The sequence below is a fragment of the Arthrobacter sp. MYb23 genome (assembly GCF_002979775.1).
GTDB lineage: Bacteria > Actinomycetota > Actinomycetes > Actinomycetales > Micrococcaceae > Arthrobacter.
Window position 1 is genome coordinate 53,744 of sequence record NZ_PCPR01000025.1, and the last position, 17,908, is coordinate 71,651.

Sequence of the window (17,908 nt, forward strand, 5' to 3'; positions counted from 1 at the left end):
GGACTCTGCGAAAAGAGGGCCAGTGGCTCAGTGGACTAAGAACCACGGGCTTTTGCTGGCCAACGTGGGTCTGTTCGTGGTGTTCTTCGGCGGCATGATCATCTCCGGGACAGCGAGTTACAGCGAGGAGCAGCAGAGCCACGGCGGGCCACCCCTCGGCATCCTGGAGTACCTGACCACAGGACATTTCGTAGAAGCTCTCTTTGAGAACTGGGAGTCGGAGTTCCTTCAAATGGCCATGTACGTGGTCCTTACCGTCTTCCTGTTCCAAAGAGGCTCCTCCGAGTCAAAGCCCGTAGACAAGGACGCGCCCCAAGACGAAGATCCCCGTGATGCCAAGAAGTCAGCCAAGACCCCTTGGCCGGTGAGGCGCGGCGGTTGGGTGCTGAAGGTCTATGAGCACTCACTCTCCGGCCTGCTGGGCCTGTTGTTCCTGGCCTCCTTCACCTTGCACGCAGTAGGTGGCGCGGCCGCTTACAACGAAGAGCAGCTCAGCCATGGCCTGCCCGAAGTCTCCACCTGGCAATACATGGGTTCAAGCCAGTTCTGGTTCGAATCCTTCCAGAACTGGCAAAGCGAGTTCCTGGCCGTGGCGGTCCTGGTGGGCGCCTCCGTGTACCTCCGCGAACGTGGTTCACCGGAATCCAAGCCGGTGGCCGAACCCCATTACGAAACCGGCGCCTAGCCCAATAGAGAAAGGAAACACATCATGCCAGGGAAGAAGAATTCCAGTTTGAAGGACCCCAAGCTCTATGAAGAGCTCCGCGATGATGGTGCATCCAAGGAAAAGGCTGCCCGCGTGTCGAATGCCGCTGCTGCCCGTGGCCGCAAAGAGGTGGGCCGCAAGGGAGGAAAGTCCGGTGACTACGACGAATGGACAGTGGACAAATTAAAAACCCGCGCCAAGGAACTTGGCTTGAAGGGTTATTCAGATAAGAAAAAGTCCGAACTAATCTCCATGCTGCGCGATCATTAGCCTCGCCGGGAACCCAGGTAGCGGCCGTCCGACGGGGCGGCCGCTACCTCCGTTGACGTCGAGGCAGTGAAAATGTCGACGCCGGTTCACGCCTTTTTCTTGGCCCGCGCCTTCGGTTTGCTGGCCGTTTTGCTGGCGGCAGCGTCGTCGTCGTCCGCTTTTTCCTTGCCGCGCTTCTTGTCCAGGCTGCGCTTCAGCGCTTCCATGAGGTCGATGACGTCGCCGCCTTCACCCTCGCCTTCCACCACACCAAAGGTGGCCTCGGTGTCCAGGGCTTCGCCCTTCTCCAGCTTGGCCTCGATCAATGTTTTCAGCTGAGCCTGATAGTCATCGGTGTAGGAATCGGGGTCAAAGTCGTGCGCCATGGATTCCACCAGCGCGGATGACATTTCCAGCTCTTTGTCCGAAATTTTGATATCCGTCTCCAAGGACGGGAACTTGGCTTCGCGGACTTCATCCCCCCACAGGAGCGCCTGGAGCAACAGCACGTCGTCGCGAACGCGCAGGGCCCCCAGCCGTGTCTTCTGCCGGAGCGCATACTGCACAATGGCGATCCTGTCCGTGTCCTCCAGCGTCTGCCGGAGCAACATGTAGGCTTTCGGCGATTTGGAATCCGGCTCAAGGAAATAGCTGCGTTCGTACATGATGGGGTCCAGCTGCTCGGCGGGGATAAACTCCACCACCTCAATTTCGCGACTGTTCTCCTCCGGCAAGGATTTCAATTCAGCCGCGGTAAGGACCACGGTGCGGCCTTCTTCTTCGTAGGCCTTATCAATATCCTCGTACGCCACAACGTCGCCGCAAATTTCGCATTTCCGCTGGTACCGGATACGCCCGCCGTCCTTATTGTGGACTTGGTGCAGGCCAATATCGTGATCCTCTGTGGCGCTGTAGAGCTTCACTGGTACGTTGACCAGACCGAATGCGATAGATCCCTTCCAAATGGCCCTCATGCACCCAGTCAACAGCACAACACAGCAGAGGAGAAGAGGTGGCAGGCAAGCAACAGGAGCGGGTGAACGTGGAAGGCCACGAGCTCACCCTCACCAATCTGGGAAAAATCATCTACCCGGAAACCGGCACCACCAAGGCCGAAGTGCTGGAGTACTACGCCGCTGTGGCACCTTTCCTGATCCCCGCGGCTGCCAATCGTCCTGTCACCCGCAAGCGCTGGGTCAACGGAGTGGGCACCGCCGAACACCCTGGGCAGGTCTTCTTCCAGAAAAATCTTGAGGACTCCGCACCCAAGTGGATTCCCCGTGCCGCCATCCAGCATTCGGACCACGCCAATGTGTATCCCCTGGTCAACAACTTGGCCACGCTCACATGGATGGCGCAGATCGCATCCTTGGAAATCCACGTTCCGCAGTGGCAAGTGGACGCTGCCGGGAAGCCGCTCCGGCCCGACCGCTTCGTCCTGGACCTCGACCCCGGGCCCGGCGCCGGCCTTCCCGAGTGCGTTGAAGTGGCCAAGCTGGCCCGGTCCATCCTGCAGGACATGGGCATGGACCCGGTCCCCGTCACCAGCGGCAGCAAGGGTATCCACCTCTACACTGGCCTGGACGGGACACTGAAGTCCGAGCAAGTCTCCGCCTTCGCCCACGAACTCGCCCGCGCGTTGGAGTCCGACCATCCGGAGCTGGTGGTCAGCGACATGAAAAAGTCCCTACGCAAGGGCAAAGTGCTGGTGGACTGGAGCCAGAACAGCGGCAACAAGACCACCATCGTGCCCTACTCACTCCGTGGCCGCGCCTTCCCCACGGTGGCTGCGCCGCGCACCTGGCGGGAGCTCACCTCTGCCTCGTTGGAGCACTTGGACTTTCGTTCCGTGATGAAACGCGTCAAGACAGGCAAGGACCACTTCGCGTCCATCTCCGAACGGCACCTGCCGCCGCACGGCGAGGATGAGAAGGACGACGGCGGTGCTGCCGCAGGCAGTTCAGGCACCGGCAGCTCGGGCACAGGCCGTGGGCAGGTGGTGACTGTGGAGAACCGTCTCGCCAAGTACGTCGGGATGCGCGATCCGGACAAAACCCCGGAGCCGTTCCCGTCGTCGTCGGCTGTTTCCAGCGGCGCAGCCGGCCACTCGTCCTCAGACCAGCCCAAGCCGGGCGAGCCTCCGCCACCCGGCGGCATCTTTGTCATCCAGGAGCACCATGCCCGCCGCTACCACCTGGACTTCCGGCTGGAGCATGAGGGCGTCCTGGTCTCTTGGGCGCTCCCCCGCGGCGTCCCCGAAACAACGGACCGGAACAACCTGGCCGTTCACACCGAAGACCATCCCATGGACTACGCCACGTTTGCCGGCGTCATTCCCAAGGGCGAGTACGGCGCTGGGACGGTCACCATCTGGGACCGCGGCGAATACACCTGCGAGAAATGGCGCGATGGCAAGGAAGTGATCGCGACCCTCACAGGCGAGCCCGGTGGCGGACTTGGTGGCACCAGGCGGTTCGCGCTCATCAACACGGGCCAGAACTGGCTGATCCACCTGATGAAGGAGCAACCGGGTGGGCGGCATGGGGCCCCGGCTGCTGGCCAAGCTGCACCGAAGCCCGAGCCGACGCAGCCCACTCCCTCCACTCCCCAGCCCATGCCTAACTACACCCCCATGCTCGCCACCTCCGGCACCACCGCCGAACTCCGCGGCGACGATTGGCTGTATGAACTGAAGTGGGACGGGATCCGGGCGATCATTACCGGCACGGAAGGCAAAATCCGGCTCATGAGCCGCAACGCGAACGACCTCACGGCAACCTACCCTGAGGTGACTGACCGCGGATGCTGGCCTGAGGGCGACTTCGTAGCGGACGGTGAAATTGTGGCTCTTGGGAAGGGATCCAGGCCTGATTTCGGGCGGTTGCAGCTCAGGATGAACCTGGTCAAGACCGCTGACATCGAGCGTGCCAGGGCATCGGTTCCGGTGCAGCTCATGCTGTTCGATCTTCTCTACGAGGACGGCACGGACCTGAGCGGACTGCCGTTCAGTGAACGCCGCGAGAAGCTCTCCGGGTTTGCAGGGCGTTTGCGCAAAGGTAGCCCGGTGCATCTCTCTGCCGTGCTGGATCACGACGTTGAGGATCTCATGACCAGCGCCGCCGAGCTTGGTCTGGAGGGTGTCATGGCCAAGAAGGCAGACAGCCGTTATGTGATCGGCCGCCGCAGCAGGTCCTGGATCAAGCTCAAGCTGGAGCAAAGCCAGGAAGTGGTGGTGGGCGGTTGGCGGCCTGGCGCGGGGGCCCGGAGTGGGACTTTCGGCGCGTTGCTGCTGGGCATCCCCGACGGCGGCAAACTGCACTATGTGGGCAGGGTCGGCACTGGCTTTAAGGACTGGCAACTGCGGGATGTCATGGAGCATCTTGAGCCCCGCGTGGTGGGCGAGTCGCCGTTCGCGGACATTCCCCGGGAGGATGCAGCGGGTGCCACGTGGGTGAGTCCTGAGTTGGTGGCCGAGGTAACTTTCGGTGAATGGACGGGTCCTGGCCGGCTGCGTCATCCCGTGTGGCGCGGGTGGCGTCCGGACAAGTCCCCTGACGACGTAAGCCAGCCCAACTGAGTAACAGATAACGCTCCATTGAAGGTTCAGTAGGACGTTTGCTGTTACTCAGTTGGGCTGGGTACGCGGGATGGTGCGGGAGGCGGGGTTATCAGGAGGAGTGCGGCATTTGCGGGCGGCTGGTCCTGTGGACCGCCGTCACAGCTGCTCCCTGGCCCATGCGGCCGTGGGCTTGATCGCGTTCCTTCGGATGGCGGCGTTTACCGTTGCCGTCCGGCCACTGCCTGCTTTGGTCGGTACCCAAGGCAACCGCGATGGCTGTTGGTTCGGGCATGGGCGCCATGTCCATGGACTCCACCAAGTGGCTTGCAACCTCAGGATTGATGCGTTCAGCAGTCATGATTCTTCCCTTTCAGTGTGCGGATTGTGCTGTGCGGGTAAGGATTTACCAGCGGACCTTCTTCTCGGTCTTGGCCTGCTTGCCGCTGGCGGAGGTGGGCTTGTGCCCCTTGCCGGTGCTTTGCCAGCCGGCCGGAGCGCCGCCCCCGGACTTGCTTGCCAGCATGGCCTTCTGGGCGTCGGTCAACTTGGACTTGATGCCACCGTCGGCCGGGGTCTTTTTGTTTTCGGAAGGGTTGGCAGTCATATGTGGACTCCTAGAAGTGTGAGTCCTGAAGAGACACGTATCCCATGTCGTTGCGGTTCGGGAAAAAGGCGTCGAGAACGGGAACGGCATGGAGGCAGGGCCTCAACAGGCGTGGATTTTTGTCAGGTTAAACTCGGCAGTGCAGCTCAGGCAAAGGCCGGTCTACTCAAAAATCAGTGTTCCCATGCCTCATACCCTAGCCAAGTCCCGGCGGATTTGTGAACCCCTCACCTGCAGCATCTTTGAACCCGGCTTCCAACCCGATCCGGATTCTTCCTCGGCTAGCATGGCAAACGTGACCCGGAGAGCTTCCATCGCCACCACATTGCGTGCCGCCGGCTGCGTTTTCGCGGAGGACGAAGCCCGCCTCCTCGTCGACGCCGCCCGCCATCCGGACGAGCTCCGACACATGGTGGACCAACGCCTTAGCGGACTGCCCCTGGAACATATAGTGGGCTGGGCGGATTTCTGCGGGAAGCGCATGACCGTCAGACCCGGGGTGTTTGTGCCCAGGCGTCGCACGGAGTTCCTGGTCCGCCAGGCGGCGATGATCGCCAAGCCGGGAGCCGTCGTCGTGGATCTCTGCTGCGGTTCCGGGGCAATAGGTGCAGCGTTGAACGATCTCTTGGGGAGCTGCGAGCTGCACGCCTCGGACATCGACTCTGCCGCGGTTCAGTGCGCGCGACGCAACGTTGAGCCCCGCGGCGGGCAGGTCCATCAGGGCGATCTCTATGAAGCACTCCCCAAAACCTTGCGCGGGAAGGTGGACGTACTGCTGGCGAACGCGCCGTATGTCCCCACAAGTTCAATCGGAATGATGCCGCCGGAAGCACGCCTCCACGAGCCGAGGGTAGCGCTCGACGGCGGCGCTGACGGTTTGGAGGTGCAGCGGCGGGTTGCGCTGGGGGCGGCCGAGTGGCTTGCGCCGGGCGGGTTCCTGATGGTCGAAACCTCGGGGCAGCAGGCGCCGGAGACCGCCGGCGTCATGGTCGAGTCAGGGCTGCTCGCGGACGTGGTCTCGGATGAGGATATGGGCGCCACGATTGTGGTCGGATCGGACCGCGAAACCGGCGGATCCATCAGCTTTTAGGCCCGAATCCGGCGTGTTAAGTGGGCTCAGCTAAACAATTTGGTAACAACGCCGTTCTTGGGCAAAAACGAGTCAACTTCCGCATGATAGCGGGGCAAGATCGGGCAATGAGATGGAACACACCTAGGCAAACTGCACTCCTAAACGGCCCATAAATCGGATCTTAACTCGGGTTTTCGTGCAAAACCCCGTAAAATTGAAGGCCTGCCCAGAGCGGGGCAGCAGAAGTCGCAAGCAAATGACCTCCCTAGGAGAAGCCCAAATGCCTACAGACCAAAGCAACACCGTCTCTCCGGATGGCGCAAGGAACGCCACCGGGACCCAGGTATCGGCAGGCCCCACCCCGGCCGCCACAAACGCAGCAAATGCAGTAAAGAACGCAGCAAAGAAAGCAAAGCTTCTCCCGAAGCGCCGGCTCAAAGAGTCCGACGTCAACGTGGTGAACAAGCCGATGCTGCGCAAAGCACTCGGCGGCACCATCGTCGGCAACACCATGGAATGGTACGACGTCGGCGTCTTTGGCTACCTCATCACCACCATGGGCCCTGTCTTCCTGCCGGAAGCAGACAAGTCCGTCCAGACACTCTTCCTTCTGGGCACCTTCGCCGCAACCTTCATCGCGCGCCCCCTCGGTGGCGTCGTGTTCGGTTGGCTGGGCGACAAGGTGGGCCGCCAGAAGGTCCTCGCAGCAACGCTGATGATCATGGCGGCAAGTACGTTCGCCGTCGGCCTCCTGCCCGGCTACGCGCAGATCGGCATCTGGGCCGCCGCCTTACTGGTGATCTTGAAGCTCATCCAAGGCTTCTCCACCGGTGGCGAGTACGCCGGTGCCACAACCTTCGTGAGCGAATACGCCCCGGACAAGCGCCGCGGTTACTTCGCCAGCTTCCTTGATATGGGCAGCTACATCGGCTTCGCCCTCGGCGCCGCCCTGGTTTCGGTCCTGCAGCTCACGCTCGGACAGGCAGCCATGGAGGAATGGGGTTGGAGGATTCCGTTCCTGATCGCTGGTCCGCTGGGCCTCATCGCGGTCTACTTCCGTAGCAAGATTGAGGAATCCCCCCAGTTCCAGGCAACCCTGGACGCCCAGGAAGCCTCCGCCAAGGATGCAGCGTCACAGGACGCTGCAGTCGCCAAGGGCCCCGTGGGCATCATCAAGGCCTACTGGCGCCAGATCGTGCTGGCCATGATCCTGGCAGCAGCTGCCAACACCGTCGGCTACGCACTGACCTCCTACATGCCCACGTACCTCACGGATTCCAAGGGCTACGACCCCGTCCACGGCACCTTGCTGACCATCCCGGTCCTGGTGATCATGGCCGTTTGCATCCCGCTGACCGGTAAGTTGTCCGACCGCATCGGACGCCGTCCAGTGCTGTGGGTTGGCGCAGGCAGCACCATCGTCTTCTCCATCCCTGCCTTCATGCTGATCGGCATCGGCGAGATCTGGTCCACGCTGGCCGGACTTGCATTGATCGCCTTCCCGGTGACGTTCTACATCGCCAACCTGGCCTCGGCCCTGCCGGCCTTGTTCCCGACGTCCAGCCGTTACGGCGGAATGGGCATCGCTTACAACTTCTCGGTGGCGATCTTCGGTGGAACCACGCCGTTCATCGTCCAGGGCCTCATCGAAGGCACCGGCGATGACATGATGCCCGCGTACTACCTGATGGCCACGTCAATTGTGGGCGCGATTGCCATTTACTTCCTGCGTGAATCCGCCCAGCGTCCGCTGCCGGGCTCCATGCCCAGCGTTGACACCCAGGCTGAAGCACGCGAGCTCGTGGCAACCCAGGACACCAACCCGCTCATCAACCTGGACGAGATGCCGTTCGACGGCCAGCCCATTGATGACGCCGTGTTCGGCAAAGGCGACAAGGACCTGACTCCCGCTTAGGAACTCACTGCCTGCAACTTCTGCATAGCGACGCTTACTACAAGCGATTCAGTTAGTTCGCGGCAGCTTGCCGCCCAGCGTAGCCACCAATCCCAAGGCGCTCTCCTTGGTGTTGGTGGCTACTGCTGTTAAGTCCCCAGCTGGGCTTGCACTGCCTCGCCAATGATCCGGGCGCCTTCCGGGAAACGGCCAGGGTTGGGGCCGGCGTAGTTAAGCCGGATATACGGCCCTTCCGGTTCCGCGGGGAACCATTCAGTACCCGCGGCTATGAGCACACCGGCCGCTTCGCAATCTTTGGTGAGCTGATCAACGTCAAACCCGTCCGGCATCCGCAACCACAGGTTCAAGCCGCCCTTGGGCAGGTGGCTGAGGTGGGCCTGCGGAACGTGTTCGCGAAGGCTGGTGACCAGGAGATCTCGACGCGACTGCAGCTGATGGCTGAGCCCTCGGAGGTGAGTTTGCCACCCGGGCTGCGTGACGACGTCGAGCGCTGCCGCCTGGAGCACGCCGCTGACGTACATTGACTCGGCGGCTTGGGCACCCATGATGCGTTCGCGCGCCGGACCCCGGGCAATGACGGCCGCAATGCGGATGGACGGCGAAACGCTCTTGGTCAGGGAACGGATGTACACCACATGGCCGGAATCGTCCTTGGCAGCAAGCGGCACTGAAGACGAGGTGATGCCGAAGTCGTGTGCCCAGTCGTCCTCCACAAGGAAAGCTCCGTGGCGCTGGACTATACCCAGCACCTCTTCGCAACGCTCGACGGACCACTGCGCTCCCGTGGGATTGGCGAAATTGGGCTGGGCGTAAAACAACCGCGCGCCCGATTCCTCGAAGGCCCTGTCCAGTTCTTCCGGGTCCGGCCCCTCCGGGCCACTGGGAACAGGAATGACCTGCACGCCCGCCTGGCCCGCCGCCAGAAGCGCGCCCCAGTAACTGGGCGATTCCACGAGCAGCGGCTGCCCATGCCCCACCAATCCGCGAAAAATCGAGCTGAGCCCGCTTTGGCTTCCAGGAAGGACCACGACGTCGCTGGGCTGGGGAGGCGTGACGCCCACCGGCGTGGAGGTACTCAGTTCCTGCGCAAACCAGGACTGGAGCTCGGGAAGTCCCTGCGCCGGAGGCCGGGACAAAGCAGCGTCTCCCCTTGCGGTCCGCGCGAGAGCTGCGCGGACGAGCCGTTCCGGGAGAAGTTCGCGGTCCGGATACCCGGAGTGGAACGCGATGACGTCATTGGAGGCGCTCCGCATAGCTCCGGAGTTGAGCGGGCGGGCGGTTTGGGCTGCCCGCAAGGCCGCTGTTTGCCAACCGTAATCCGAGGGCCTGGCCGTGCGATAGGCGCGCACGAAGGTCCCCACCCCCGGGCGGCTCTCGATGAGGCCCTGAGCCGTGAGCGTCCTCAACGCTTTCTGCACTGTGACGGGGCTGGCTTGGTACTCGGCCACAAGTTGGCGGGTGGATGGCAGTTTGGCTCCCGGCGCAGCCCCGGCGATCCATTCTTTTAGTCGCGAGACGATTCGGGAACTGCTATCGTTGTTCATGAGTCATAATAGTAGCGCTACTACACTTTTGCGACCAGTGGTATCCACCCGGACATCGACCGGAATCTGGTGGGGCCTCCTCGGCGTCGTTGCTTTTTCCTTCACCGTTCCCTTGACCCGGGTGGCGGTGGAGGGCCTTTCGCCGCTTTTCATCGGCGCTGGCCGGGCGGTGGTTGCCGCCATCCTCGCGGCCCTGGCACTGGCACTGACCCGGCAACGTTTTCCGCGCGGCCGCCAATGGCTCCGGTTGGCCGTTGTGGCCGGAGGAATCGTGGCAGGGTTTCCGTTACTCACCACCTTCGCCCTCACCAGCACCTCCGCCAGCCACGGAGCCGTGGTGATCGCGCTACTGCCCGCAGCCACGGCGACTGTCGCAGTAATCAGGGGACGCGAACGTCCCCGCCTGCTGTTCTGGGTTCTGACGGTGGTGGGAGTGATCGCTGCTGTGGCGTTCGCCGTGGTTCAATCCGGCGGCTTCGGTTCTCTGCACTGGGCTGACCTTCTGCTGCTCGCTGCCGTGGTTGCCGCCGCCATTGGTTATGCCGAAGGCGGCTTGCTGGCCCGGGAACTTGGTGCATGGCAAACCATCTCCTGGGCGTTAGTGGTGGCCTCTCCGGTCATGGTCCTGCTGACGGTGGTCTCCCTGGGTTCGGGCACTCCTTCTGCCACACCCCTCCAGTGGCTGTCCTTCGCCTACCTGGGAGTGGTGAGCATGTTCCTCGGCTTCTTCGCTTGGTACCGCGGCCTGGCCATCGGACCCATGGCGCAGGTCAGCCAGATCCAACTCGTCCAACCGGTCATGAGCATCGCTTGGGCCGGCCTGCTGTTGGGTGAGGCGATGACGTGGACCACCATAGTGGGCGGCCTCGCAGTGATCCTGTGCGCGGGCGCGGCCGTCCGTGTCAGGCTCCGGAAATAAGAACCCAAGTCCTCGGCGAGCGCAGCCGATGTGGAGCCCGGCGGGACCTCGTAGAATCGGCGCATGCGCGAGATTGCTGAAGAGTCTGCCGGCCCGGTGGGGTCCATCCACCATCTTGAGATCTGGGTGCCGTTCCTTGACCGGGCAAAGGAGGAGTGGGGCTGGCTGCTGGGTGAGCTCGGTTATGAGCCCTTCCAGGAGTGGCCCACGGGGTGCAGTTGGAAGCTCGGTGGCACGTACGCGGTGGTGGAGCAGACTGATGCCGCCACCGCCACAACCCACCGCCGCACTGATCCCGGGGTGAACCACGTGGCTTTCCATGCCGGCACCCGGGAGAACGTGGACAGGATCCGGGCACTCGGCGCGGACGCGGGCTGGTACGAGATGTTCGAGTCGAAGTATCCGCACGCCGGGGGTCCGGACCACTACGCGGCGTACCTGCTCAACACGGACAGCTATGAGGTGGAGTTGGTGGCAGGTTAGCTCGGGCGGGTTGTTCCGGGCTGCAGCCGTGCTGTCGTGGCCAGATGGTCCGTCCCTGGAGAGGAGATCACGGAGGCTCCGGTCATGGTGAACCCGCGGAACAAAATGTGGTCCGGCCTCGTGGCGGGAAGGCCTGCCGGCCAGGTGAATCCGAAGCCGGACCGGGCGTCGTCGAGTATTGCCAGCAACGGGGTGAAGGAGCGGTCGGTGGCGGCGGCATTAAAATCGCCGACCACCAGCATGCGTGGCGAAATATCCGCTTCCACAATCCGGGTGAGTTTCTCAAGCCCGTTGTTCCTGCTGCTGACATCGCCGGGTCTAACGGAGGGCAAATGTACGGCATAGAGCTGGACGGGACCGTCAGGGGTTTCCATCTGCATGCTCACGGCGCGCGACCAGCCGAGCCCCAAAGCGAGGGGCTCCCCTTGGCTCAGCGGGAACCGGCTCCATACCCCAACGGTTCCTGCAGTTAGTCGATGCCCGTACGTACCGTCCAGCACGGGAGAAATCCGTTCCAGCGTTGGCCCGGTGAGCTCCTGCAGGACCACGACGTCGGCACCTGACTCGAGCAGCTTTTCGGCGGCCGCGCCCGGATCAGGATTTCCTGCACGTAGGTTTTGGGTAGCAACGGTCAATCCGTTGGCCGCCCCCTCCTCGGTGGTGTCCGCAGCCGAAACGGGGCCGACTCCCGTCATCAGGACCGGCAAGAAGACGACGCACCAGGCAAGGAGCGCGGCCGCCGCTGGGATGACGCCGAACCAGGCTTTGGACAGCAACGCCACAACCAGCAGCACCGCCGTGATCACCCCCAGCCAGGGCAGGAAGCTCTCGATGACCAGCGCCATCCCGTGATCTTCCGGAACCAATCCGTGGCCGAAGAGCAGCACGGTGAAGACTCCCGCAAAGGCCCCTGCAACCCAGTCCCTGGCTCGTGGACGGCGCCGCCGAGCCTCAAGCAGCCCCCGTTGGGTGGCCGTTGCATAGGTGGTTCCAGTGTCCTTATCCATAGACCCATGGTTCAGAAGGGAACTTAAAGGATTCTGAAGCCGTGCGAACTATGCTGGTGGCCATGACGGAGCCCATAACAGTCCTGGTCGTCGACGATGATCCGGAAATCAGGAGCTCCCTGCAATCCTTGCTTGAAGCTGCCGGCTACCTGGTGGAATCGGCCGCTGACGGCCGGGAGGCGCTCGGAAAGGTTGCCGCAACGTCCCCGGATTTGCTGGTGGCTGACGTCTTGATGCCGCTGATGGACGGACTCGGCCTCTGCCGAATGCTCCGGGCCGCCGGCAACACGGTTCCCATCTTGCTGCTGACGGCCCGCAGTGACGTGGCTGACTGCGTGGCAGGTCTGGACGCAGGAGCGGATGACTACCTTTCCAAACCCTTTGACCCTCATGAGTTGCTGGCACGGTTGCGCGCCATGGCACGCCGGACGGCGCACCTTCCCCAGCGCCCCGCCATGTACCACGGCTTGGAACTGGTACCCGAGGCTCATGCAGTGAGGCACAACGGGCGGTGGATTGACTTGAGCAGCACCGAGTACGCCCTCCTCAGCGTGCTGGCGGAAAACCCGGAACAGGCACTCACCCGGAGCCAGATCAGTGACGCAGTGTGGGGCTATGCCATGACGCCGGCCTCCAACTCATTGGAGGTTTACGTCAGCTACCTGCGCCGGAAACTCGAAGCTGAGGGTGAACCACGGCTCATCCAGACAGTGCGCGGAGTGGGCTACCGGCTGGCAGCATCGTGACGCTGAGGTTGCGAATGACCCTGGTGATCGCGGCCGCCATCACCCTCACCGTGTTGGTGTTCGCGGTGCTGGTCTACGCCCTGGTGGGGCACGAGCTGCGCACCAACGAGGATCTGTCCCTGAGGCGTGAATCGGACCGTATCATTCAACTGATCCAGACGGACCCGAACTGGCAGGGCTTTTCGCAATGCACCTGGGTCCGCTCGCCGGCATGCGCCCAGATCGTGGCGCCAACGCCCGCTGAAGACCCGGACGCTGGAGACGGTCCGGCTTTGCCCATTACCGGGCAGATGCGAGAGGTGGCTTCCGGCGGGAGTGCTGCCTTCTTCACGGAAGCGACCATCGGCGAAGATCCCATCCGCGTTTATGTCAGGCCGCTGTCAAACCAGAGGGCATTAGTTGTTGGAGTCAGGGACGACAGGGTGTTGGCGTCCTTTGAGCGTCTCGGTTGGTTGCTGGCGGCCACAGTGCTGGGAGCCTTGGTGGTGGCAGCCGGCACTGCCTACGTGGCCGCCAGGCGCGGACTCCGGCCCGTTGATCGGCTGACGGCCGTAGCGGAGGGCATTGCCCAAACCGGCGACACCCACATCAGGATCCCTCGAAGCAGCACCACCGAAATCGACAGGCTCGGCATCGCCTTCAACACGATGCTCGGCGAACTGGAGCAATCCCGCCGCCAGCAGGAACAGCTGATTGCCGATGCTTCCCACGAGCTGCGGACTCCCCTGACATCACTGCGGACCAACGCTGCCATGCTCAAGAATCCCGACCTGGAGCAGAAGAGTAGGGAACGCATCACGGGGGCCTTGGAGCATGAACTGATGGGGATGCAATCCCTGGTTGAAGACCTGATCGATTTGGCCCGCCATGACGAGGCACCGTCCTTCGTGGAGGACATGGACCTCAACGAACTCGTCCTCTATTGCCTGGAGAACGCCCAGCGGCGCTACCCCGGAATCGAGTGGTCCCTGGATGGATCCCCGCAGCAACTCCTGGTGACGGGGGAACGCGCCAGGCTGGCCCGTGCGATCGCGAACTTACTGGACAATGCTGGAAAATTTACACCCGAGCCCGGCCAGGTCAGGCTGTCGCTCACCGTCTCCGAAGGCAGCGTCACTCTCGATGTGCGGGATACGGGACCCGGCATCCCAGCTCAGGATCTGGCCCATGTTTTTGACAGGTTCTACCGTTCAACCACTGCACGGAGTGTGGCCGGGTCAGGCCTGGGACTCGCAGTGGTGCACAACATAGCCCTGGCCCACCACGGCACGGCAACAGCGCATCCGAGCCCAAGCGGAGCGCACCTTAGCCTCACCCTGCCGCTGGCCGGCGCCAACTGAGCCCCGCCAGCTGAGCCCCGCCAGCTGAGCCCCGCCAGCTGAGCCCCGCCGGGGCTATGAAAGGTCCGGGCTATCTGGAGTCCGGGCTACGAGGGGTCCGGCGGAACAACGGGACGCCACATGGCTACCCGCGGCCAGCGGGTCAGGCCCAACTCAGCCTCGTGCTCCATCAGGTGGGACAACTGCGGACCCCAACTGCCGGCGTCGAGCACTTCGAAGCCCAGGCGACGATAGTACGGAGCATTCCACGGCACATCCCGGAAGGTGCTGAGGGTTTGCCGCTGCATTCCGTGGCCCCTGGCCCAGACGCGCGCTGCATGCAACAGTTCCCGGCCCAGGCCCTGGTGTGCTTGATCCGGATGGACGCTGACCTGTTCCACGTGGCCGTCGCCGTCCACGACGTCCGCCAACAAATACGCCACCGGGTAATCGAGCCCGTCCACGGAAACCCACGCGCGCCCGGCTGCGGCATAACCGTTCAGTTCGTCAACGGTAAGCGGCTCGTCGTCCGCTATCGAGTCCATTCCCAAAGCCCTGAAAGCCTCGCCCGCAGCACGCTCGATCCCCTGCAGAATCAGGAGGTCGTCCGCATGCGCGAGCCTGATCATTGCCAGGAGTCCGTGCTTGCTTGGGCTTCCGCGGGAGGGATTTCGGCCACGAGGAACTCGTTGCGCTTCTCAATAAGGTTCTGCAGGTACCGGGCCAGGATCAGTTTCTCCACCAGCCTGCCCAGCGGGCCGAACGGCGCCGCGAATTCCACGGTATCCACCATGAGGGTCCCGCTGCCTTCGGGCCGGAACTCGTGTGTGTGGCGGAGGTACTTGAAAGGGCCCTTCACCTGCTCATCAGAGAACGACGTCGGCGCTTCCATGCGCGTGATGCGGCTGGTCATGCGGAACCGGACTCCGAGGTGCCACGCCTGCCAGGTGACGGTCTCACCTTCCGAGATCAGACCAGTGGTGACGCCGCCGATTGCCTTCTCGCGGCTGTGCTTCATGGACCCCACATGGGCATCGATGTTGCGGGAGAGATCGAACAGTTCCTGCGGCGACATGGTGGAGCGGGTGCGGCAGACGAAAGCGACGGGCATACCTCGATCTTCCCAGACCTTTCATGCTCTGTGTGCCCCAGCTCGCTACGGCTTGTGACCGGGCTTATGGCGGCCCGGACGGCATTGCTGATAATTTTCGAAGACAACCCAGACTGATTGGTGGTGTTCCCCGTGCCCGCATTGATGGTCCACGCGCGCGAACTCCACCGGCTGGGCCCAGCCAACAACGATCGCCTCTCGGCAGTGCGTGTAGCCCTGAGCGTCGCAGTGCCGGGGCTGTTCCTGATTCTCATCGGCCGCCCGGACCTCATGCTGTACGCCGTGTTCGGCGCGCTGACCGGCATGTACGGCCGCAACGAAACTCACCAAGCCAGGCTCAAACATCAAGCCCAGGCCGCCCTCTTCCTGGTGGGCGGGCTGACTATCGGAGTCTTCCTTTCCATCAACCACATCCACTCTTGGTGGTTGGTCCTTGTGGCTACGCTGTTTGCCGGCGCCGGATCCCTGTACGCGGATGCTGTACGCCTCAAACCCATCGGCCCATTCTTCGGCATCCTTGCGCTGGGCGCCTGCGCCTCCGTGCCCACCAATGTTCCGTTCACGACGGCGGTGCTCATCGCAGCGGCGTCCGCCGCCTTTTCGATGCTGGTGGGCTTTTCGGGCTGGCTTCGGCGACGCACCTGGGTGGCCGGCGCGGCCCGCGGGGTTCCAGTCTTGCGCGGCCCGCTCCGACAGTCGGCCCTGGTTCATGCGGCCCGTTACTCGCTCGCAGTGGGTGCCGCCGGGGCCATCGGAGTCCTGAGCGGCAGCGGCCACCCGCACTGGGCCATGGCCGCGGCGGCCGTGCCCCTCGCCGGAGCCGACCTCCCAAGCCGCGTCCACCGGGGTATCCACCGGATTGTGGGGACGTTCCTCGGGTTGGGGATAGTCGCCGTCGTGCTTTTTCCCGGTCCGCTATCGCCGCTTCAGTACTTCCCGGGCCAAACCGCGGTGGTGCTCGCTGTGCTGGTGGTGCTGTGCCAGTTCCCCACTGAGCTGTTCATGGCAAGGCACTACGGGTGGGCCATGGTGTTCTTCACGCCGGTTATCCTGCTGATCGCGCAACTGGCCGCACCCATGGATCCAGGCGTGCTGGTGATGGAGCGTGCCGTTGAGACGTTGGTGGGAGCCGTGGTGGGCATCGCCGTGGCTGTGCTGGTGAGGTCCCCGCGAGGGCGGGTTCCCAAAGAAACGGGCTAGTTCGTTACTACCAGGATGTTCGGGTGGATTTTCGTCAGGCCGCTCGACTCCAGCTCCTTGGTGTCATAGCCGTCGGATACCAGAACAGCCGATTTCTGGTCGGGACCACTGATTCTCAGCATCTCTCCCTGGATGGAGTCGGTGCATCCGCTATGAGAGAAGGACGGGTTCGCCGCTTCCACGATCAGGCACGACGGGCGGCCCTGTTTGCCTTGTCCCAAGTAGTACTTTTTGCCGTTCGCCTCGGCGACCATCAGCACCTTTTCCAATTCGAACTGGTCAAGGTTTGGAACCTTGGGAGGAGTGTCCGCTTCCGTTGCTTCGCGTTCCAACGCCTTGAAGCCCGTGTTCGCGGGGCTGGAACAGCCGCCCAGCAGCATTCCGCTAACCACCATGGCCGTCATGAATGCCAAGGTTTTGTTCTTCATAGCACTGCCCCCTCAGGCTCGAATGAAGTGCCATGGTAACCCGGTTCCTGCTGTCGGGCGTTGTCAAGTTACGGGTCACGTCCCTGGCCATGCCACCGGAGCATGTGACGCTAGAACGTGTTGGAGAAAGTCACTTTCTCAATGTCTGTTCCGCTGAATGAATAGTCCAGGGTGGCCACTTCCGCTTCGTCCTGCTTGGAGACTCCCAGCAGGAACGTCAGGTCATTCGGGTCCACAGCCGTGCTGGTGCAGCGGAATTGCGTTGTGGCAGCGTCTTCCTTTGAACAGGTCCAGCCCGCCGGTTCAACAAGTTTGCCCGGGATCATGTCCGTGCCGGCGGAGATAGTGAACACCACCTCGGCGGCGGATGGCACCGCCGTTTGGTCCTTGAGGTTGAACGTGACAGTGACGTTGGTATCCGACGCCGTTGTGCCCGTCTCTGCGGTGAACGTCGCCGTCACTGCCGGCGCTGGAGCCTGCGTTTCGCTCGGATCAGGGCTCGGATTGGGGCTGGGAGCAGCGCTCGGGCTAGTGCTTGCGGTGGTGCTTGGAGCTGGCGTCGGGGAAAGTGATGGAGTGGGCTGCGGCGTTGGCAGGGTGGCGGGTCCCGTAGGTGCAATGGTGGGAAGCGGCTGGACGACAGGCGGCAGGGAATTCCCCGGGGACGGCAAAGGGCTGGGCAAAAGGCCGGGTCCTGGTTTGGTGCTCGGCGGGAAGGGGAAGAAGACCGGCTTCTCAGGGGTCGCTTCGTACGGATCGCTAAGGTCCGGAAACAGCGGAAATTCCTGGGAAACGTCTTCGGAGACGGGGGGCTTCAGCTCGGGCGCACTTGGCAGACCCGCAACTGGCGGCGCATCTGCCTTCGGCGGCCCCGAGGTATCCGATCCCGCGCCTCCGAAAGCCATGGCGGCACTCGCGACAACCGCGGCCACCGCGGCAACACCGGCGCCCACTTTCCATCCCAGGGAGATTCCCTTGGGTGCTACTCCGTGAATTACCGTGCCGCCAACGTCCGGGCCACCCACCCCCGTACTGCCGCCGCCGGA

General features: G+C 63.1%; 18 protein-coding genes and 1 pseudogene. 10 read left to right on the top strand and 9 right to left on the bottom strand.

Annotation, left to right across the window (positions count from 1 at the left end; all coding sequences use genetic code 11):
- Positions 1-22 precede the first annotated feature (22 nt).
- Together CQ020_RS20075 and CQ020_RS20080 are read left to right on the top strand one after the other, a co-directional pair.
- Positions 23-685: a DUF6766 family protein gene (locus CQ020_RS20075; RefSeq protein ID WP_181151968.1), complete on the top strand. Its 663-nt coding sequence runs from the start codon at positions 23-25 to the stop codon at positions 683-685.
- 24 nt (positions 686-709) lie between these two features.
- Entirely contained in the window at positions 710-976 is a 267-nt protein-coding gene (locus CQ020_RS20080) for a Rho termination factor N-terminal domain-containing protein (protein WP_105693517.1), read from the top strand.
- Between the two features lie 86 nt (positions 977-1,062).
- Here the strand turns inward: CQ020_RS20080 and CQ020_RS20085 are convergent, their stop codons facing one another.
- Complete coding sequence (locus CQ020_RS20085) at positions 1,063-1,929, bottom strand: Ku protein (protein WP_105693519.1); 867 nt, start codon at positions 1,927-1,929, stop codon at positions 1,063-1,065.
- Positions 1,930-1,967: 38 nt separating this feature from the next.
- Here CQ020_RS20085 and CQ020_RS20090 point away from each other — a divergent pair, with 38 nt between their 5' ends.
- Positions 1,968-4,532: an ATP-dependent DNA ligase gene (locus tag CQ020_RS20090; protein WP_105693522.1), complete on the top strand. Its 2,565-nt coding sequence runs from the start codon at positions 1,968-1,970 to the stop codon at positions 4,530-4,532.
- Positions 4,533-4,623: 91 nt separating this feature from the next.
- Here CQ020_RS20090 and CQ020_RS20095 read toward each other — a convergent pair whose 3' ends face one another.
- Together CQ020_RS20095 and CQ020_RS20100 are read right to left on the bottom strand one after the other, a co-directional pair.
- Positions 4,624-4,872 (bottom strand): hypothetical protein, encoded by a 249-nt coding sequence (locus CQ020_RS20095; protein WP_105693524.1) that lies wholly within the window; start codon positions 4,870-4,872, stop codon positions 4,624-4,626.
- Between the two features lie 45 nt (positions 4,873-4,917).
- Positions 4,918-5,118 (bottom strand): hypothetical protein, encoded by a 201-nt coding sequence (locus tag CQ020_RS20100; protein WP_024819113.1) that lies wholly within the window; start codon positions 5,116-5,118, stop codon positions 4,918-4,920.
- 184 nt (positions 5,119-5,302) lie between these two features.
- Here CQ020_RS20100 and CQ020_RS20105 point away from each other — a divergent pair, with 184 nt between their 5' ends.
- Both CQ020_RS20105 and CQ020_RS20110 read left to right on the top strand, forming a co-directional pair.
- Positions 5,303-6,208, top strand: a complete 906-nt coding sequence (locus tag CQ020_RS20105; RefSeq protein ID WP_105693550.1) for a putative protein N(5)-glutamine methyltransferase — start codon at positions 5,303-5,305, stop codon at positions 6,206-6,208.
- A gap of 262 nt (positions 6,209-6,470) precedes the next feature.
- The gene (locus tag CQ020_RS20110) at positions 6,471-8,105 is read left to right on the top strand and encodes an MFS transporter (protein ID WP_105693526.1); all 1,635 of its coding nucleotides are present in this window, start codon (positions 6,471-6,473) and stop codon (positions 8,103-8,105) included.
- A gap of 128 nt (positions 8,106-8,233) precedes the next feature.
- On the opposite strand, the gene CQ020_RS20115 is transcribed toward CQ020_RS20110, so the two are convergent.
- Entirely contained in the window at positions 8,234-9,649 is a 1,416-nt protein-coding gene (locus tag CQ020_RS20115) for a PLP-dependent aminotransferase family protein (RefSeq protein WP_105693529.1), read from the bottom strand.
- Between CQ020_RS20115 and CQ020_RS20120 the strand changes: the two genes are divergently transcribed.
- Together CQ020_RS20120 and CQ020_RS20125 are read left to right on the top strand one after the other, a co-directional pair.
- Positions 9,648-10,568 (top strand): DMT family transporter, encoded by a 921-nt coding sequence (locus CQ020_RS20120; RefSeq protein WP_105693530.1) that lies wholly within the window; start codon positions 9,648-9,650, stop codon positions 10,566-10,568. The genes CQ020_RS20115 and CQ020_RS20120 overlap by 2 nt on opposite strands.
- A 63-nt stretch (positions 10,569-10,631) precedes the next feature.
- Positions 10,632-11,051 (top strand): VOC family protein, encoded by a 420-nt coding sequence (locus CQ020_RS20125; protein ID WP_105693532.1) that lies wholly within the window; start codon positions 10,632-10,634, stop codon positions 11,049-11,051.
- Here the strand turns inward: CQ020_RS20125 and CQ020_RS20130 are convergent.
- A complete protein-coding gene (locus CQ020_RS20130; protein ID WP_105693534.1) occupies positions 11,048-12,058 on the bottom strand; it encodes an endonuclease/exonuclease/phosphatase family protein in 1,011 nt (336 codons plus the stop codon). The genes CQ020_RS20125 and CQ020_RS20130 overlap by 4 nt on opposite strands.
- Positions 12,059-12,120: 62 nt before the next feature.
- On the opposite strand from CQ020_RS20130, the gene CQ020_RS20135 reads away from it, so the two are divergent.
- Positions 12,121-12,804 carry a response regulator transcription factor gene (locus CQ020_RS20135; protein WP_181151969.1) on the top strand — a complete coding sequence of 228 codons (684 nt, stop codon included), beginning with the start codon at positions 12,121-12,123 and terminating at the stop codon, positions 12,802-12,804.
- 14 nt (positions 12,805-12,818) lie between these two features.
- Positions 12,819-14,144, top strand: coding sequence for a cell wall metabolism sensor histidine kinase WalK (locus tag CQ020_RS20140; protein ID WP_105693536.1), 1,326 nt, complete (start codon positions 12,819-12,821; stop codon positions 14,142-14,144).
- An 86-nt stretch (positions 14,145-14,230) separates the two neighbouring features.
- Here the strand turns inward: CQ020_RS20140 and CQ020_RS20145 are convergent, their stop codons facing one another.
- Together CQ020_RS20145 and CQ020_RS20150 are read right to left on the bottom strand one after the other, a co-directional pair.
- The gene (locus CQ020_RS20145; RefSeq protein ID WP_105693538.1) at positions 14,231-14,752 is read right to left on the bottom strand and encodes a GNAT family N-acetyltransferase; all 522 of its coding nucleotides are present in this window, start codon (positions 14,750-14,752) and stop codon (positions 14,231-14,233) included.
- Positions 14,749-15,234 (bottom strand): SRPBCC family protein, encoded by a 486-nt coding sequence (locus CQ020_RS20150; RefSeq protein WP_105693540.1) that lies wholly within the window; start codon positions 15,232-15,234, stop codon positions 14,749-14,751. Before CQ020_RS20150 ends, CQ020_RS20145 begins: the two co-directional genes overlap by 4 nt.
- A 123-nt stretch (positions 15,235-15,357) precedes the next feature.
- On the opposite strand from CQ020_RS20150, the gene CQ020_RS20155 reads away from it, so the two are divergent.
- Entirely contained in the window at positions 15,358-16,434 is a 1,077-nt protein-coding gene (locus CQ020_RS20155; RefSeq protein ID WP_374955206.1) for an FUSC family protein, read from the top strand.
- Here CQ020_RS20155 and CQ020_RS20160 read toward each other — a convergent pair.
- Positions 16,431-16,862, bottom strand: coding sequence for a hypothetical protein (locus tag CQ020_RS20160; protein ID WP_105693542.1), 432 nt, complete (start codon positions 16,860-16,862; stop codon positions 16,431-16,433). The genes CQ020_RS20155 and CQ020_RS20160 overlap by 4 nt on opposite strands.
- 110 nt (positions 16,863-16,972) lie before the next feature.
- A pseudogene (locus tag CQ020_RS24250) lies at positions 16,973-17,908 on the bottom strand (hypothetical protein); the annotation flags it as partial.

Bases quoted from the DNA above. Each gene is read 5' to 3' on its own strand.
- CQ020_RS20080 (WP_105693517.1), top strand. From the start codon at position 710: ATGCCAGGGAAGAAGAATTCCAGTTTGAAGGACCCCAAGCTCTATGAA.
- CQ020_RS20085 (WP_105693519.1), bottom strand. From the start codon at position 1,929: ATGAGGGCCATTTGGAAGGGATCTATCGCATTCGGTCTGGTCAACGTA.
- CQ020_RS20095 (WP_105693524.1), bottom strand. From the start codon at position 4,872: ATGACTGCTGAACGCATCAATCCTGAGGTTGCAAGCCACTTGGTGGAG.
- CQ020_RS20100 (WP_024819113.1), bottom strand. From the start codon at position 5,118: ATGACTGCCAACCCTTCCGAAAACAAAAAGACCCCGGCCGACGGTGGC.
- CQ020_RS20105 (WP_105693550.1), top strand. From the start codon at position 5,303: ATGCCTCATACCCTAGCCAAGTCCCGGCGGATTTGTGAACCCCTCACC.
- CQ020_RS20110 (WP_105693526.1), top strand. From the start codon at position 6,471: ATGCCTACAGACCAAAGCAACACCGTCTCTCCGGATGGCGCAAGGAAC.
- CQ020_RS20120 (WP_105693530.1), top strand. From the start codon at position 9,648: ATGAGTCATAATAGTAGCGCTACTACACTTTTGCGACCAGTGGTATCC.
- CQ020_RS20115 (WP_105693529.1), bottom strand. From the start codon at position 9,649: ATGAACAACGATAGCAGTTCCCGAATCGTCTCGCGACTAAAAGAATGG.
- CQ020_RS20125 (WP_105693532.1), top strand. From the start codon at position 10,632: ATGCGCGAGATTGCTGAAGAGTCTGCCGGCCCGGTGGGGTCCATCCAC.
- CQ020_RS20130 (WP_105693534.1), bottom strand. From the start codon at position 12,058: ATGGATAAGGACACTGGAACCACCTATGCAACGGCCACCCAACGGGGG.
- CQ020_RS20135 (WP_181151969.1), top strand. From the start codon at position 12,121: ATGACGGAGCCCATAACAGTCCTGGTCGTCGACGATGATCCGGAAATC.
- CQ020_RS20140 (WP_105693536.1), top strand. From the start codon at position 12,819: ATGACCCTGGTGATCGCGGCCGCCATCACCCTCACCGTGTTGGTGTTC.
- CQ020_RS20145 (WP_105693538.1), bottom strand. From the start codon at position 14,752: ATGATCAGGCTCGCGCATGCGGACGACCTCCTGATTCTGCAGGGGATC.
- CQ020_RS20150 (WP_105693540.1), bottom strand. From the start codon at position 15,234: ATGCCCGTCGCTTTCGTCTGCCGCACCCGCTCCACCATGTCGCCGCAG.
- CQ020_RS20160 (WP_105693542.1), bottom strand. From the start codon at position 16,862: ATGAAGAACAAAACCTTGGCATTCATGACGGCCATGGTGGTTAGCGGA.